General features: G+C 61.2%; 14 protein-coding genes. 2 read left to right on the plus strand and 12 right to left on the minus strand.

The window, feature by feature from the left end:
• From E1K68_RS14280 to arnC, 11 genes are all read right to left on the minus strand, one after another.
• Positions 1–184 (minus strand): enoyl-CoA hydratase/isomerase family protein (locus E1K68_RS14280; RefSeq protein ID WP_212614279.1); only part of this gene is annotated, 184 nt, incomplete at its 3' end.
• A 130-nt stretch (positions 185–314) separates the two neighbouring features.
• Entirely contained in the window at positions 315–1,025 is a 711-nt protein-coding gene (locus E1K68_RS14285) for an HPP family protein (RefSeq protein ID WP_003191232.1), read from the minus strand.
• A gap of 165 nt (positions 1,026–1,190) precedes the next feature.
• Positions 1,191–1,379: a type VI secretion system contractile sheath small subunit gene (locus tag E1K68_RS14290; protein WP_268939248.1), complete on the minus strand. Its 189-nt coding sequence runs from the start codon at positions 1,377–1,379 to the stop codon at positions 1,191–1,193.
• Positions 1,380–1,699: 320 nt separating this feature from the next.
• Entirely contained in the window at positions 1,700–3,322 is a 1,623-nt protein-coding gene (locus E1K68_RS14295) for a glycosyltransferase family 39 protein (RefSeq protein WP_212614280.1), read from the minus strand.
• Positions 3,323–4,705 (minus strand): UDP-glucose/GDP-mannose dehydrogenase family protein, encoded by a 1,383-nt coding sequence (locus tag E1K68_RS14300; RefSeq protein ID WP_212614281.1) that lies wholly within the window; start codon positions 4,703–4,705, stop codon positions 3,323–3,325. It lies immediately after the preceding gene.
• The gene (gene arnF / locus E1K68_RS14305) at positions 4,702–5,115 is read right to left on the minus strand and encodes a 4-amino-4-deoxy-L-arabinose-phosphoundecaprenol flippase subunit ArnF (RefSeq protein WP_003191227.1); all 414 of its coding nucleotides are present in this window, start codon (positions 5,113–5,115) and stop codon (positions 4,702–4,704) included. Before arnF ends, E1K68_RS14300 begins: the two co-directional genes overlap by 4 nt.
• Positions 5,112–5,459 (minus strand): 4-amino-4-deoxy-L-arabinose-phosphoundecaprenol flippase subunit ArnE, encoded by a 348-nt coding sequence (gene arnE / locus E1K68_RS14310; RefSeq protein ID WP_034135650.1) that lies wholly within the window; start codon positions 5,457–5,459, stop codon positions 5,112–5,114. The genes arnF and arnE overlap by 4 nt, the downstream gene beginning before the upstream one ends.
• On the minus strand, positions 5,456–7,111 hold the full coding sequence (gene arnT, locus E1K68_RS14315) for a lipid IV(A) 4-amino-4-deoxy-L-arabinosyltransferase (RefSeq protein WP_169856899.1): 1,656 nt from the start codon (positions 7,109–7,111) through the stop codon (positions 5,456–5,458). The genes arnE and arnT overlap by 4 nt, the downstream gene beginning before the upstream one ends.
• Positions 7,108–7,992 (minus strand): 4-deoxy-4-formamido-L-arabinose-phosphoundecaprenol deformylase, encoded by an 885-nt coding sequence (arnD, locus tag E1K68_RS14320; RefSeq protein WP_003191222.1) that lies wholly within the window; start codon positions 7,990–7,992, stop codon positions 7,108–7,110. Before arnD ends, arnT begins: the two co-directional genes overlap by 4 nt.
• Complete coding sequence (gene arnA, locus E1K68_RS14325) at positions 7,992–9,983, minus strand: bifunctional UDP-4-amino-4-deoxy-L-arabinose formyltransferase/UDP-glucuronic acid oxidase ArnA (RefSeq protein ID WP_003191221.1); 1,992 nt, start codon at positions 9,981–9,983, stop codon at positions 7,992–7,994. The genes arnD and arnA overlap by 1 nt, the downstream gene beginning before the upstream one ends.
• Positions 9,980–11,014, minus strand: a complete 1,035-nt coding sequence (gene arnC / locus E1K68_RS14330) for an undecaprenyl-phosphate 4-deoxy-4-formamido-L-arabinose transferase (RefSeq protein ID WP_003191219.1) — start codon at positions 11,012–11,014, stop codon at positions 9,980–9,982. The genes arnA and arnC overlap by 4 nt, the downstream gene beginning before the upstream one ends.
• Before the next feature lie 411 nt (positions 11,015–11,425).
• On the opposite strand from arnC, the gene E1K68_RS14335 reads away from it, so the two are divergent.
• Together E1K68_RS14335 and E1K68_RS14340 are read left to right on the plus strand one after the other, a co-directional pair.
• Entirely contained in the window at positions 11,426–12,238 is an 813-nt protein-coding gene (locus E1K68_RS14335; RefSeq protein WP_212614282.1) for a hypothetical protein, read from the plus strand.
• 108 nt (positions 12,239–12,346) lie between these two features.
• Complete coding sequence (locus E1K68_RS14340; RefSeq protein ID WP_003191216.1) at positions 12,347–13,261, plus strand: tyrosine-type recombinase/integrase; 915 nt, start codon at positions 12,347–12,349, stop codon at positions 13,259–13,261.
• 96 nt (positions 13,262–13,357) lie between these two features.
• Here the strand turns inward: E1K68_RS14340 and E1K68_RS14345 are convergent, their stop codons facing one another.
• Positions 13,358–14,569 carry a multidrug effflux MFS transporter gene (locus tag E1K68_RS14345; protein WP_212614283.1) on the minus strand — a complete coding sequence of 404 codons (1,212 nt, stop codon included), beginning with the start codon at positions 14,567–14,569 and terminating at the stop codon, positions 13,358–13,360.
• Positions 14,570–14,609 lie beyond the last annotated feature (40 nt).

A 14,609-nucleotide genomic window follows, 5' to 3' on the forward strand; every position in this document is an offset into this window, starting at 1 on the left:
TCTCGGGGTCATCGGCCCAGGCCTGCAAGTGCGCGGCCAACTGGCGGACCATGTCCAGGGTGATGGCATTCAGGCCGGCGGGACGATTGAGGGTGAGGTGGCCGATATGGTTGCGCACGTTTGCCAGGACAGCGTCCTGCTGGACCTCGGCGTGGCTTGCTTGGGATGAAACCTGAGCAGTCATCTCTAACTCCCTGCTTTTATTGTCTTTATAAAGATGTTCGCGGGTGAACGCTCTCGTGATCGTACCAGTGCAAATTTGCCCCGTACAACCCGGAATCGTGCAGGTCGTTGTTGCATTTATGCAGTGTCGGTCAAACCACCCGGCTGGCCAGAACCTCGCCGATACTGCGACGCCGGGCATGGCCCTCGGCGGCGTGGATCAGTTGCTCCAGCTCTGTCGGTTCGACGTCGTAGAACTGTTCCATCTCGGCCAGCGCCAGCTTGAGGTCGGCTGCCGTGATGCTCGGCTCGCTGACGGCGGTGGCAGTGCCCAGGATAACCGGTGCAGGCTCGGCAAGCCCCTTGGGGTAACGCGTGCGCGTGGCATTGTTATAGGCCAGCGCACAGGCGAGCAGGGCGCCAGCGCCGAGCATCACCGGCGCCAGTTCGTACCAGCCAAGGGCGACGGATGCCGGGTCGGCCAGCACCAGGGTCATGGCCAAGCCGCCGGCCGGCGGGTGCAGGCAGCGTAGCCAGCAGATGAGGACCACTGTCATGCCCGCCGCCAGGCACGCGCTGCCCAAGGTGCGCCCCAGGACGCGGGCGACCAGCAGCGCCACGACGCCTGCACACAGGTAACTGCCGATGATCGACCAGGGTTGGGCCAGCGCGCCCGATGACACGGCAAACAACAGCACCGCCGAGGCGCCAAGAGGGCCGAGCAGGTGCAGGGCCACCTCCATGCCGAATACTTGGGCACACGCCCAGACACTCAATAGCGTGCCCAGGGCCATGCCGATGGCTGCACGGCTCCATTCGGCGGGACGGGTGTTGATTGCAGCGGGTAACCAGCGAGCGAGCATTGAAAGACGGTCCATAAACGGCGGGCGAAAAAAAAGGCCTGCCTGGTTTCCCGGAACAGCCCTTTGAAGGTTCCAACATTGGGGGAAGGAACCTGTGCAGTGTGCCGCGCTTGATTCAGTGGCGCTACTGCATATTAATGAATGTTAAATGCAAAACAAATGCAGTTAAACGGCGTCGCCGTAGGTGATCGGCCCGGTGGCTGTGGCCGTTGTTGGGTTGATCTTGCCCAGCACGCGACTGTGGGTTTCTTCATTGAACAGGCGCTCTTGCAGGTCTTCGCGCAGCCTGGGATCGTCGGCCAGCGGCCCCTTCAACGCCACCAGTGCGTCACGCAACGCCATCAAACGATCCAGCCTGGGTAAAGGTACGGTTAACAGGTCATCTCGCACGGCATTGTCCTCTCAATGAAGTAAGCCATCGCGCGCGGGCAGCCTACAACGTCCTTGTTGTTGTGAAGTGCCCTGACCCAAGCGTTACAGGTTGGTCCTGACGGTCGGGTGGTAGATAGTGAGTGCACGTGGCAGCGAGTCTACAGTTGGGCTCCGAGCACCGGAAGGGAAAGTGCACCAGCCATTACGCAAACAAATGTAGGCACTTTCTTGGTACCTATGATGAAAGCCGCCCACTCGTGGAAGAGTGGGCGCTCTTTCTTACAATGCAGCCGGAAAAGCACTCAGGGCGTCGAGGTTTTTGCCAAATGCAGCAACACATAGGAGTTTTTGTCGAACGCTGCCGTGAGCGTCGGCGTGATTGAGCGCAGGCGCGGATCGTCCAGCGCCTGGAAGTCGGTCTGGCTCATCACTATCCATGCCGGCGCCTGGACCGGTTTCAATTCGGCGGGCAATTGAGTAAACAACGGCACCTTGTCGCAATCGAAGTTGACCATGAACTTGATGGCTTTCGCGTCTTTGCCCAGTGCATGCAATACCAGCGGCGCCGGTTGCAGCTGAACTTGCGCCTTGACGGCGAGGCTGAAGGTGCGAGTGTCGTACACCTGACGTTCCAGGGGTTCGACCACCATGATGTAGGTGCTCCACAGGGCGAGCACGGCGGCCAGGGCGGGGCCGTAGGTGCGCATCCGCGAGCGGACCAATACCAGCAGGGCCAGCACCTGCAGCACGCCAAGCACGACGAAGATGAGCGCAAGGTCGGCCAGCGGCTCCGGGTAGTGCCGTCGCGCCACCACCAGGCCAATGACCAGCAACGCTGGCAACAGCGTCCAGATGCCCAGCATCAAGGCGCGCAGCCAGGCAAACAGTCGCCCTTGCGTGACCTGGAAGGGGTACGCGGCAATGATCGCGGCCATCGGCAACATCGGCAGGATATAACGCGCTTTCTTGGCTTGGGGTACCGACAGGCCCAACATCACCAGCACACCCGCTGCCGCGCAATAGAGCACCAGCTTCAACGCTGGGTCCGGCGCACGTTGACCGCCCACCAGCACCGCCAGCAGCACTAACAATGCCAGTGGATAGGCCAGGGCGTAATTGCCCAAAGAGCTGGTGAAGTAATACAGCACGCCGCCGGAGCCTTCGCTGCCATCCATGCGCCCAAGGAACTGCATGCGAATCACGTCATGCATGAAGTCTTCACCACCGCTGAGCTTGGCCAGCAGCAGCAACAGGCCGACGCACGCCGCCAGCAGCGCCAGTGCCAGCAGGCCGAAGCTGAACAGCTGGCGCCACTGGCGGTTGATCAGGAAGTAGCTGCACAACACGCCCGTGGGGATCACCAGGCCAATCGGGCCACGAATGGCAAACCCCAGCAGCAACAGCAAAAATACCCAATGCAGGCGTTTGGCGGCGGCGAAATGGTCATGGGCATAGCCCAGGTAGAACACCGCCAACGCCACGGCGGCGAGCATCTGATCCAGGGAGACTGCGCGGGTTTCGCTGACAAACGTACTGCTGAGCAGCAGCATCGCAATGCTCAGCAGGCCCCAACGTGGCGAGTAGGGCGCGGTGAGGCGATAGACCAGCACCACGATCAGCGCCGACGCCACCGCCGTGGGCAGCCACGCCGTCAGGCTGGTGACCTGGCCCAAGGGCAACGACAGCAGCCACGTCAGCAGGGTCGACGTCGCCAGGTAATCGGCATACGGCTGGCCATAGGTGGTGGGGAAGAAGCTGGGCCCATGGCGCAACATTTCCTGGGCAAACACCACGAAGCGCGAATCAAAACCGATGATCGCCTGGTGCCAGTTGCCGGCGATAAACAGCACCAGCGCCAAGAGTCCAAGCCCCAGCGACTGGTGACGGATCGTTGCACGCTGCGCGGACGGTAAGGCGATGTTCACCTAGCAAGCGTCCTTGACCTGTTCCACCCAGTTTTGCTGGGGGATCGGTAACTCGCAGGAGTCGCCGCGGCCGATGGGGAAGTACTTGAAGCCTTTGCGCGCCAGGCGCTCGCCGTCGTACAGGTTACGGCCGTCGAAGATCACCGGGTTTTTCAGGCGCTGGTGAATCAGGTCAAAGTCCGGTGCCTTGAATTGCTGCCACTCGGTGCACACGATCAACGCATCGGCGCCGCCCAAGGTGGACTCCGGGGTGCCCATCAGCATCAGGCGCGGGTCGTCCCCGTAGATGCGTTGGGTTTCCTGCATGGCTTCCGGGTCGAACGCACGCACATTGGCGCCAGCGGCCCACAGCGCTTCCATCAGCACACGGCTGGGGGCGTCACGTATGTCATCGGTGTTGGGCTTGAAGGCCAGGCCCCACAGAGCGAACGTCTTGCCCTTGAGGTTGCCCTGGAAGAACGCGTTGATGCGCTCGAACAGCTTGCTCTTCTGGCGCTGGTTGATGGCTTCCACGGCTTCGAGCAGGTCGCTGGAGCAGTTGGCCTGCTTGGCACTGTGGATCAGGGCGCGCATGTCTTTGGGGAAGCACGAGCCGCCATAACCGCAGCCGGGGTAGATAAAGTGGTAGCCGATGCGCGAGTCGGCACCGATGCCCAGGCGCACCGACTCAATGTCGGCGCCCAGGTGTTCGGCCAGCTCGGCGATCTGGTTGATGAAGCTGATCTTGGTGGCCAGCATGCAGTTGGCGGCGTATTTGGTCAGTTCGGCGCTGCGCAGGTCCATGAAGATGATGCGGTCGTGGTTGCGGTTGAACGGCGCGTACAGGTCGCGCATCACGTCACGTACTTCTTCACGTTCACAGCCGATGATGATCCGGTCCGGGCGGCGGCAGTCGGCAACGGCGGAGCCTTCCTTGAGGAACTCCGGGTTGGAGACGATATCGAACTGCAGCTCACGGCCGGCGGCGCGCAGGTTATTGAGGATGTGGTCGCGCAATGTGTCGCCGGTGCCGACCGGTACCGTGGATTTCTCCACCAGGATCACCGGTGCCACGCGGTGGCGGGCAACCGCATCACCCACCGACAGTACGTATTTCAGGTCGGCCGAACCGTCTTCATCCGACGGCGTGCCCACAGCGATAAACAGCACTTCGCCGTGTTCGACGGCGAGTTTTTCGTCGTGGGTAAAGCGCAGGCGCCCGCTTTCCAGGTTGTCCTTGACCATGGCTGCCAGGCCCGGCTCGAAGATGGTCACATGACCTTTCTGCAGCGATTCGACCTTGTGCTTGTCAACGTCCATGCAAATGACATCGTGACCGACTTCGGCTAATACAGTGGCCTGGACCAGACCAACGTAACCACTACCAAATACACTGATTTTCATGGGGTATTCCTGGGACTTGAGGTGCTAGCACGACGAGAGTTGATAACCAGTACACCGAGGATGACCAAGGCCACCCCCAGGGTTTTTGAAAGCGAAAAATTTTCGTTGAACACTGGCAGGCTGGCGGCCAGCAAATACACCAGCGCGTAACTGATGCTGAGCAGCGAATAGGCGCGGCCCAGGGGTAAGTGCTTCAGTGCGCCGAGCCAGCACAGCATCGACAGCGCATAGGCGACGATCGCCAGGATCACCACGCCCAGGGCGCCCAGGTCGATGCTGTTATCCGTGAAGGCGGCCAGCCATTCAGAGGGGAGCGGCAGGCGCGTCATACTCCAGCGCATGCCCAGTTGGGCACCACTCACCAGGCCGACACTGCCCAGGGCCAGGGCGAAACCCCGCACGCGACTCATACCTGACGCCCCAGCAAGACCACGCCGGCAATCACCAGCCCCACACCCAGCCAGTGACGGCCATCAATGGGCTCGTGGAACACAAAGCGCGCCATCAGCGTGACCAGCACAAAATTCAGGCTGAGCATGGGGTAGGCAATGCCCACTTCCAGGCGCTGCAACACCAGCAGCCACACCAGCAAGCCCAGGCCCAGGCACACCAGCGCCGACCACAACCACGGCGAGCGCAGTTTCGATGCCCAGCCATCCGGCACGCCGCGCCAGCTTTCCACAGCAAACTTTTGCGAGACCTGGCCCATGCAAGTGAGCAGGCAGGCCGTAAGCAGTAGCAGCAGGGTGATCATGGCGCGACCTGCGGGAAAATCAGGATCACGATCTTGCCTTGTGCATACCGTTTGCCGTCGGTGGGCAGCAGTGCGAGTTCTTCTTTTTCACCGGTGCTATTGACGCGCATCACCACGCCCACCGCGCCGGTACGACGGGTTTCGGCCATCCATGACTGGATGCGGTTACGGTCGACCAGACGCGGCGCGGTGTCCTCGTAAGCCAGGCCGTACTTGACCTCACCCGAGGTGTTGTACAGCGTGATATCGGGGCGTTTGAGGCGCCAGGACAACGCCGAGGCGGCGCCCAGGTCGTTGCTCAGCAGGGCAACGCTGGGCTGCAACTCGTCGATGTGATCGATGATGAATTGGTCCGGGGTCTTGTTGTAAACCACCGAGTGGGGCAATGCGGCAGGCACCAGCAGCACCAGTAAGCCACTGCCGATCAGCGGCGCGGCCCACAATTTCAGCGGGCGTGCCGCTTGCAGCAGATTGACCACGATCCAACCGAACAAGAAGATGAACACCAGCACCAGGCTGAGGGTTTCCTCACCCGGTTCGTATACTGGCTTCTTCAACTGGAACCAGCTGAGGGCCAGCAATACCAGCACACCGATCGCCAGGTTCAACCAACCATTGATGCGCAGCACGCGGCCGCGGCCTAGAGCCAGTTTGTCGCTCAGGGCCGAGCCCATCAGCAAGGCCAGGGGCAACATGCACGGCATGATGTAGGAGGGCAGCTTGCCTTTGGCCAGGCTGAAAAAGGCCAGGGGCATCAACAACCACAGCAGCAGGAACGCGGTTTTCGGTACTCGCCGTTGCAGCCAGGCCTGCTTGAGCGTGGACGGCAGCAGTGCGACCCACGGCAGTGCGAACCCTACCAACAACGGCAGGTAATACCAGAACGGTTCGGCGTGCTGGGCGGCTTCACCGGCAAAGCGTTGGATGTGCTCGTGCCAGAAGAAGAAATGCCAGTAGTCCGGCTCTTGCAGGTGCACGGCCAACGCCCACGGCAGGCTGACGGCAATCGCCACCACCACGGCAACAGGGCCAAACTTGCATAACTCGCCAAAACGTTTTTGCCAGACGGCGTAGGGCAGGGCGACCAGCACCGGCAGCAACCACGCCAGGAAGCCCTTGGTCATGAAGCCCATGCCGCATGCAAGGCCCAGCAAGGCCCAGGACCACAAGCGCGCACGCCGCGTGGTGCTGTCGAAACAGAACCACAAGGCCACGCCCGTCAGATTGATCCAGAAGGTGAACTGCGGGTCCAGGTTGGCATAGCCGCCCAGCGCGGCCACGCTGACGAAGCTCATGTAGAGCAGCGTGCTGACCAAACTCTTTTGCGGGTCGCTCCACAACCGGCGAGAGACCAGATACACCAGCAGAATGCTCAAGCCGGTACTCAAGGCCGAGGCAAACCGTACGCCAAACAGGTTCTGCCCGAAGATCGCCTGGCCCAGCGCGATCATCCAATAGCCTGCGGCGGGCTTCTCGAAGTAGCGAATGCCCATGAAGTGCGGCGCGGCCCACTTGCCGGTCAGCAGCATTTCCTGGCTGATTTGCGCATAGCGGGTTTCATCGGGAATCCACAGGCCATGGGTGGCCAACGGCAGCAGGTAGAACACGGCGAACGCCAGCAGGAGCAGGGGCAAAGCCCAGCGGCGGATCATGCCTGCTGCACTCCCAGCCAACCCTCGCGGCCGCTCAAGGCGCCGCGCACCAGCTGTTGCTGGGGCAGGGTGGTCACATCCGTGGGCAACAGCTCGCCCAAGGTTTTGAACTCGATGCCGCGCTGCCCGGCCTGGGCGAGCAACTGGCGAAAATCATTGGCCATCAGAATCCCTTCTACTTCCGCGTGGATCGTGTAGACGTTCAGCTTTGACGCGTTGAACCGATCAAGAATGAAGCGGTTGAAATCGTTGGCAGCCACCACCGGCCCGACGACTTCGTCGAAGGTCGGCAGGTCTACCGGAATTTGTGGGGTGCCCGCGCTGCCATCGGCCAAGGTTGGTCGAAACAGGCTGGTGCCCCGGCAATCGCTGTTGTAGCGAAAGTTGAAGCCTTGCTTGGCTTGCACCACGCGCTCATCGGCGCGCCAACCGGCGGCCGCTGAACAGTCGATGCGCTCGCCGAGGATGTCGCTCAAGGTGTCTACGCCGCGTCGAATCTGCTCGACCAGCTGTGCCTCGCTCCAACGCCCGGTGTTGGCCTGCCAGCCGTGGTGGTCCCAGGCGTGCAGGCCGACTTCATGCCCGGCGGCCTTGGCCTGGCGCATCAAATGCCCCAGGTCGCGGCCAATCGGCTTGCCTGGCCAGGCGGTGCCGGCCAGCAAGATGTCCCAGCCATACAGGCCGGCAGCGTTGGAGCGCAGCATCTTCCACAGGAACTGCGGGCGGATCAGGCGCCACAAGTGGCGCCCCATGTTGTCCGGCCCGACACTGAAGAAGAACGTCGCCTTGACCCCGGCTTCGGCCAGGGAGTCGAGCAACCGTGGCACACCTTCACGGGTGCCACGGTAGGTGTCGACGTCGATGCGAAGACCTGCCTGCATTACTTTTTATCCGCAATTTCAAGCATGGCTTCACGCAAGAAGAAATCGAGCGTGTTGCCGATGGTTTCGCTCATCTCTACGCTCGGCTCCCAGTTCAGCAGGCGTTTGGCGTTTTCGATGCTCGGCTTGCGGTGTGCCACGTCCTGGTAGCCCGTGCCGTAGAACGCCTTGCTCTCGACGTCGCGAAAACCGGCGAATGGCGGGAAGTTGTGGCGCAGCGGGTGAGCCTCGAACTGACGCAGCAGTTCTTCGCCCAGTTGGCGAATGCTGGCTTCGTTTTCGGGGTTGCCGATGTTGATGATCTGGCCGTCGCACACGCCATTGTCGTTATCAATGATGCGTGCCAGGGCTTCGATGCCGTCGGCAATGTCGGTGAAGCAACGCTTTTGCTCACCACCGTCGAACAGACGGATCGGCGTGCCTTCCACCAGGTTCAGGATCAGCTGGGTAATGGCGCGGGAGCTGCCGATACGCGCCGAGTCCAGGCGGTCCAGGCGCGGGCCCATCCAGTTGAACGGACGGAACAGGGTGAACTTCAGGCCCTTGTCGCCGTAAGCCCAGATCACGCGATCCAGCAGTTGCTTGGAGACGGAGTAGATCCAGCGTTGCTTGTTGACCGGGCCCACCACCAGGTTGGAGGTGTCTTCGTCGAAATACTGGTCTTGGCACATGCCATAGACTTCGGAGGTCGACGGGAAAATCACGCGCTTGTTGTACTTGACGCAGTAGCGCACCAGCTTGAGGTTTTCTTCAAAGTCCAGTTCGAACACGCGCAGCGGGTTACGGGTGTATTCGATCGGCGTGGCGATGGCCACCAGCGGCAGCACCACGTCGCATTTCTTGATGTGGTACTCGATCCACTCGGTGTGGATGCTGATGTCGCCTTCCACATAATGGAAATTGGGGTGGCTGCGCAGGCGTTCGATGGCGTCGGAGCCGATATCCAGGCCGTAGACTTCGTAGCGGTCGTCACGCAACAGGCGCTCGGACAGGTGGTTACCGATAAAGCCGTTGACGCCCAGGATCAGCACACGGGTACGGCGCGGCTTGCGACCCGACTCGGCGCCGCGCAGTACAGAGCCATCCACCAGGCCTAGTTCATCGGCCAGGGACGGGCCTGCCAGGTATAGGCCGTTTTCGTTGCGCTGGCCGAACTTGACCACCAGGGAATCTTCACCGCAGGCAATGCGCAGCGGGTTGACGCTGATCACACGGCCAGGCGCCAGACCTTCGTTGCCCTTGACTACGTCGGCTTGCCATACGATCAGCTTGTGCTCGCCCACGGCGCAGAAGGCGCCCGGGTACGGCTGGGTCACCGCACGCACCAGGTTGAACAGTTGCTCGGCGGGCTGTTTCCAGTCCAGCTTGCCATCGGCGGCGGTGCGACGACCGAAATAGGTGGCTTTGCTTTCGTCCTGAGCGGTTTCGCTCAGCTTGCCCTGGGCCAGCTGTGGCAGGGCATCACGCAGCAGAGCCGTGGCCGCATCACGCAGCTTGGCGTGCAGGCTCAGGCCGGTATCGCTGCGTTCGATGGCGACAGTCTGCTGGGCCAGGATGGCGCCGGCATCGGCACGCTTGACCATACGATGCAGGGTCACGCCGGTTTCGGTTTCGCCGTTGACCAGCACCCAGTTGGCCGGGGCGCGGCCACGGTACTTAGGCAGCAACGAGCCGTGCAGGTTGAACGCGCCTTTGCGGGCGGTGGCCAACAGCGGTTCGCTCAGCAGGTTGCGGTAATAGAACGAGAAGATGTACTCCGGGTTCAGCTTGGCAATACGTTCGATCCACAGCGGGTGGTTGGCGTCTTCCGGAGCATGTACCGGGATGCCATTGCGGGCGCAGAGTTGGGCGACGGAACCGTAGAAGTTGTTTTCCTTGGGGTCATCGGCATGGGTGAACACGGCGGCAATGTCGTAACCGGCGCTGAGCAGCGCTTCAATGCCTGCGCAGCCAATATCGTGGTAGGCGAATACAACAGCTTTTGAACTCATGACTGGACCTGATCCGAAGAAGAAGTAGACGTATGGGAAGACACCAGGCCGTCGACCACGACGACTGGAGCCGGTGCTGCCGGTTGGTTGCGCAGCACTTTTTCAATAAAGAAGCGTGGGCGGGCACGTACATCGCTGTACATACGGCCCAGGTATTCGCCCAGCAGGCCCATGCCGATGAACTGGCCACCGGTGAACACAAACAACACCGCAAACAGCACGAACAGGCCATCACCGGCCCAGTCGGCGCCGAAGGCCAGGCGCATGACGATCAGGGCAAAGGCAAACAGCACGCCCAGTGCCGCCAGGCTGAAACCGACGATGGACAGCAGGCGCAAGGGCGTGGTGGTCATGCAGGTCAGCAGGTCGAACATCAGGCTGATCAGGCGCATGGCGCTGTATTTGGATTCGCCGTGCTCACGTTCGGCGTGGTGCACCAGGATTTCCGTGGTGTGGCGGGCGAAGCCGTTGGCCAGGATCGGGATGAACGTGCTGCGCTCACGGCAGGCGAGCATGGCATCGACGATGGTGCGGCGGTAGGCGCGCAACATGCAGCCGTAGTCGGTCATGGCCACGCCGGTAGAGCGCTGCACGGCAAGGTTGATCAAGCGCGACGGCCAGCGGCGGAAGGCCGAGTCCTGGCGGTTATTACGCACGGTGGCGACCACGTCGTAGCCCAGGGCAGCTTGCTCGACCAGGCGCGGGATCTCTTCCGGCGGGTTCTGCAGGTCGGCGTCGAGGGTGATCACCACTTCGCCACGGCACTGTTCAAAGCCGGCCATGATCGCCGCGTGCTGGCCGTAGTTGCGGTTAAGGATCACCGCTACCACATTGCTGCCGTCTTCTGCGGCGGCGTCTTCGAGCAATTGGGCCGAATTGTCGCGGCTACCGTCATCCACCAGGATGATTTCGTATTCGTAAGCCAGTTGCTTGCAGGCTGCCGTGGTGCGACGCAGCAACTCAGGCAGGCTTTCTTGTTCGTTGTAGACCGGGATAACGATCGACACGCAATGAATAGGGTAGGGTTTCAAAGATTCATGACCTCGGGCTGGAGCAACTTGGAGCGCGAAAACGGCAGTGATTATTGGGCAAAACTACAGCCCGCAGACTACAACGCGGAGCTAAAGATAAAGCGTAATCAACAGGTTAGTCGATAAACCCCGGATTGCTCTGAAGTGTTGGGTACAAGGTTAAGCGCAAAAATGTTCAACGAATATGAAAGGCGGATGAAAAACCCGTTTATTTGACAGGTAGACAGCTAGGGTTCAGCTAAGTAATCAAGGCGTTACATGTAGGCCTCACAGGGCGATATCGGTGCTTCGTGCAAGACGCTTGGTTCAATCTGAGCGAGGCGATCAGCCCAATGCTCGCCCTTCAACAATCTTCTCTGCATTAGCGCTCAAGTGCCGGTAAAGTAAGCCCTCTCTTGCCAGGGTACTCGGATGAATAGCGTGCAGCTTTTACGCGGCCAGTTGCGGCCAGCGCTGATGGGATTGTTGATGACGGTGGCCTGTGTCACCAGCGTGCGGGCCGATCAGGGCGTCGCGCTGACCCCACTGGACCAGGTGCCGGACGGGGTGGAAGTGCGCGGCAAGCAGGTCGCCGCTTATACCTGGGATGACCGCCAGGGCAAAAACCTGTTGGTACTCGCCGAGCAAGTGGGTGAGCGCGATGACGATGGTACCCAGTCGGCCTTTGTCTACGCGGCGCAATACGTGCTGGGAGGCGAGCGCCCCAAGCGCGTGTGGATGCTGTACGACGATGTGCAGCACTGCGAATTCGACGCCGGGCTGCGCTTTGACCGGGCTGCCACCAAGGTCACCGACCTGCTGGGCGACGGCAACACCCAGGCCACGGTCGGTTATTCGCGGGCCTGCACCAGTGACGTCAGCCCCAACGAATTCAAGCTGATCATGCATGTTGGCAAGTCCGAGAAGTATCGTCTGCGCGGCCTCGACCGCGTGGGCGCCAGTTGGTGGGATGAGGACGCCGGCGCCTTGCGCGGTATGCCACTGCCGACTGACTGCAGTGTCGCGGCGCAGCAAGCCTTGGTCAACCAATACAAGGAGCAGGGCACCGAACTGCCACTGCCGGGCTGCTATGGCGACGAGAAGGACTTTGCCAAGGCGCCGGACAGTTACCTCGCCTTTATGCGCCAGCAGTGGTTCGCGCTGATGCAACAACAGGACGCCGACTGGAGCCAGTCCCAGGCCCAACCCCAGGCCGCCAGCGAGGAGGACGACACCGCCCCGTGATTTTGTGCCAGGGCCGGTCCTGGGTTAGACTCGGCCTTCGCCAATCCACTAAATACATCGACTAATCAAATAGTTGCTCTGTGTATTTAATCCAAAGGCTGATCTACCTTGACCGAGTCCATTTGCAACCCACTGACCCTTTACCTCACCCGCCTGGCGCCTTCCAGCCAACTGACCATGCGCTACGTGCTACAGGATGCCGCCGACCGCCTGGGTTTCGAAGACCACAACCTCGAAGAGATTGACTGGCACCTGCTGCAGCCCGAACACGTTATTGCGCTGGTCGCTGCCTTGCGTGAGGACGGCTTTGCGCCGAACACCTCGTCGCTGTATGTGAATGCGGTGCGCGGGGTGATGAACGAGGCGTGGCGCATGAGCTTGATCAGCCAGGACCACCTGTTGAAGATGCGCTCGGTCAAGGCCACACCCGGCACGCGCCTGGGCCAGGGCCGCAACCTGCGCCGCACCTTGATCCGCGAGATGCTCGACGTCTGCGCCGCCGACCCTCGGCCCCAGGGCCTGCGGGATGCCGCAGTGATCGGCCTGTTATATGGCTCGGGCATGCGCAAGTCGGAGTCGGTCAACCTGGACCTGGCGCAGGTCAACTTTGACGAGCGCAGCTTGCGCGTGATCGGCAAGGGCAACAAAGAGTTGGTCAAGTACGCGCCGGACTGGGCGTTTGCCAAACTTCAGGCCTGGCTGGCGTTTCGTCGCGAGCAGCTCAAGGAAGGTGAGCAGGACGACAGCTTCCTGTTTAACCGCATCCGTCGAGGCAGCCATATCACCCGGGAACGCATCACCAAGCATGCGATTTACTACATCGCGCGCCAGCGTGGTGATCAGGTGGGGGTCAAGATCATGCCCCATGATTTCCGTCGTTCGTTTATCACGCGGGTGATCGAGGAGCATGATTTGTCGATTGCGCAGAAACTGGCGCATCACACCAATATCCAGACCACCGCCAGCTATGACGTGCGTGACGACAATGAGCGGCGGCGGGCGGTGGATCGGTTTGATTTGTAGGCTTGTGGATACACCACGATTCAAATGTGGGAGCTGGCTTGCCTGCGAAGAGGGCCTCACAGGCAACCAGAATGTTGAATCTGCCTGCTCCTCTGCTCAGGAGGAAGGCGGGACGCTTGAAACCAGGTGAGCCGGCAAGCGCCGCAACGTCCACAAGGTGGTCAGCATCGCGGCAAGCGCACACAGCGCAATGCCGATCAACATCGGCGCCGGTGTATGGTCGGCAAAGATCCCCACCAAGGTCATCGCCACAGCCGCCGTGACCATCTGGATCGCACCCAGCAGTGCAGACGCAGAACCCGCCACCGCACCATGATCCTCCAGCGACAGTACCCCGGCCGCCGGCAATAGCAGGCCAAGAAAGCCAAAACCGATAAACAACAGCCCCATCATCAAGCCCAGGCTGTCACCCCACAGCGTAGTAGCCGCCAGCAAGCTCATGACCGCCGCCACGCCCACCACCGACCAGCGAATCAACGGCGCCAGGCCAAAGCGGGCGCTGAGGCGGGCGGTCAATTGGCTCATGGCAAAAAACGAAGCAGCGTTGAGCGCAAAGCACAGGCTGAACTGGGTCGGTGTCAGGCCAAAAAATTCGATGTACACGAAGGGCGCGCTGCCGATGAACACGAAAAAGGTGGCCAGGCCAAACCCGCACACCACCGACAAACCCGTAAAGACCGGGTCGCGGAGGAGGGCGCCATAACTGCCGAACGCCTGGCCCAGTGTCTTGCCCAGGCGGCGCTCGGCCGGGTGGGTTTCTGGCAGTTGTACGGCGGTCATCACCAGACACAGCACGGCCACCACCGCCAACACGGCAAACACTTCGCGCCAGCTCCAGATCGAAATCACCAGGCTACCGGCCAAAGGCGCGAGGATCGGTGAAACACTCATCACCAGCATCAACAACGCCATCAGGCGCGCCGCTTCATGGCCGGTGTACAGGTCGCGGACAATCGCCCGTGGAATCACCATCCCCGCACAGGCACCGAACGCCTGCACCGCACGAAAGCCGATCAACACTTCGATGGTCGGTGCCAGCGCGCAGCCAACACTGCCAATGGCAAAAATCACCAAACCCGCATAAATCGGTGGTTTACGCCCGAACACATCGCTGAGGGGGCCGTAGAACAACTGGCACACACCGATAATCATAAAGAACACCGTCAAACTCATCTGCACCGCCGCCGGCGTGGCCTGGAGGCTGGCGCCCAGGGTGGGCAACGCTGGCAGATAGATGTCGATGGCAAACGGGCCGACAGCGGTGATCAAGCCCAGCAACAGGGCGAGACGGGCGATACGTTGAGGCATTTGGCAGGTCCAGGTAGAGCAACGGACGGTCAGCTTAAGG

Origin of the sequence: Pseudomonas sp. B2021, from assembly GCF_018135665.1 — a bacterium.
Taxonomy (GTDB): Bacteria; Pseudomonadota; Gammaproteobacteria; order Pseudomonadales; family Pseudomonadaceae; genus Aquipseudomonas; species Aquipseudomonas lactis.